The 1,309-nt window shown below is 53.1% G+C and carries 1 rRNA gene; it reads right to left on the bottom strand.

The features are described 5' to 3' along the window. Positions 1-62: 62 nt before the first annotated feature. A 16S ribosomal RNA gene (locus T360_RS14180) occupies positions 63-1,309 on the bottom strand; the annotation flags it as partial.

The following is a 1,309-nucleotide window of genomic DNA, read 5'->3' as shown; positions in this document are numbered from 1 at the left end:
TATAAACTTCGGTAGTAAAGAAGCACTGGGTGAGAACCAAACCTTGATAGCGTTCTCTCCAGAAAGGAGGTGTTCCAGCCGCACCTTCCGGTACGGCTACCTTGTTACGACTTAGCCCCAATTACCAGTTTCGCTCTAGGCCGATCCTTGCGGTCACGGACTTCAAGCGCCCCCGGCTTTCATGGCTTGACGGGCGGTGTGTACAAGGCCCGGGAACGTATTCACCGCGCCATGGCTGATGCGCGATTACTAGCGAATCCAGCTTCATGGGGTCGGGTTGCAGACCCCAATCCGAACTGAGGAAGGCTTTTAGGATTAGATCGCACTTGCGTACAACCAACTCTCTGTACCTCCCATTGTAACACGTGTGTAGCCCCGGACGTAAGGGCCGTGCTGATTTGACGTCATCCCCACCTTCCTCACACCTTACGGTGGCAGTATCTCCAGAGTGCCCAGCATTACCTGATGGCAACTAAAGAAAAGGGTTGCGCTCGTTATGGCACTTAAGCCGACACCTCACGGCACGAGCTGACGACAACCATGCAGCACCTCCACAGCGGCCCCGAAGGGCGTCAACATCTCTGTATCCTTCCGCTGCAGTTCAAGCCCGGGTAAGGTTCCTCGCGTATCATCGAATTAAACCACATGTTCCTCCGCTTGTGCGGGCCCCCGTCAATTCCTTTGAGTTTCACCGTTGCCGGCGTACTCCCCAGGTGGGATGCTTAACGATTTCTCTTGGCCGCTCACAGTATATCGCAAACAGCGGGCATCCATCGTTTACCGTGCGGACTACCAGGGTATCTAATCCTGTTCGATACCCGCACCTTCGAGCTTTAGCGTCAGTAAAGGCCTTGTTGGCTGCCTTCGCAATCGGAGTTCTTCGTGATATCTAAGCATTTCACCGCTACACCACGAATTCCGCCAACATCGAACTCACTCAAGATAACCAGTTCGCGACGCAGTTCAGCCGTTGAGCGGCTACATTTCACGTCACGCTTAATCATCAGCCTGCGCTCCCTTTAAACCCAATAAATCCGGATAACGCCTGGACCTTCCGTATTACCGCGGCTGCTGGCACGGAATTAGCCGGTCCTTATTCATACAGTACCTACAAACAGTTACACGTAACTGACTTTATCCCTGTATAAAAGCAGTTTACAACCCATAGGGCCGTCATCCTGCACGCTACTTGGCTGGTTCAGACTTTCGTCCATTGACCAATATTCCTCACTGCTGCCTCCCGTAGGAGTTTGGACCGTGTCTCAGTTCCAATGTGGGGGACCTTCCTCTCAGAACCCCTACTGATCGT

This window comes from Prevotella sp. MA2016, assembly GCF_000619825.1.
Lineage (GTDB): Bacteria > Bacteroidota > Bacteroidia > Bacteroidales > Bacteroidaceae > Prevotella.
The sequence above is the reverse complement of the archived record's forward strand: the minus strand, read 5'-3'. Positions and strand labels throughout refer to the sequence as shown.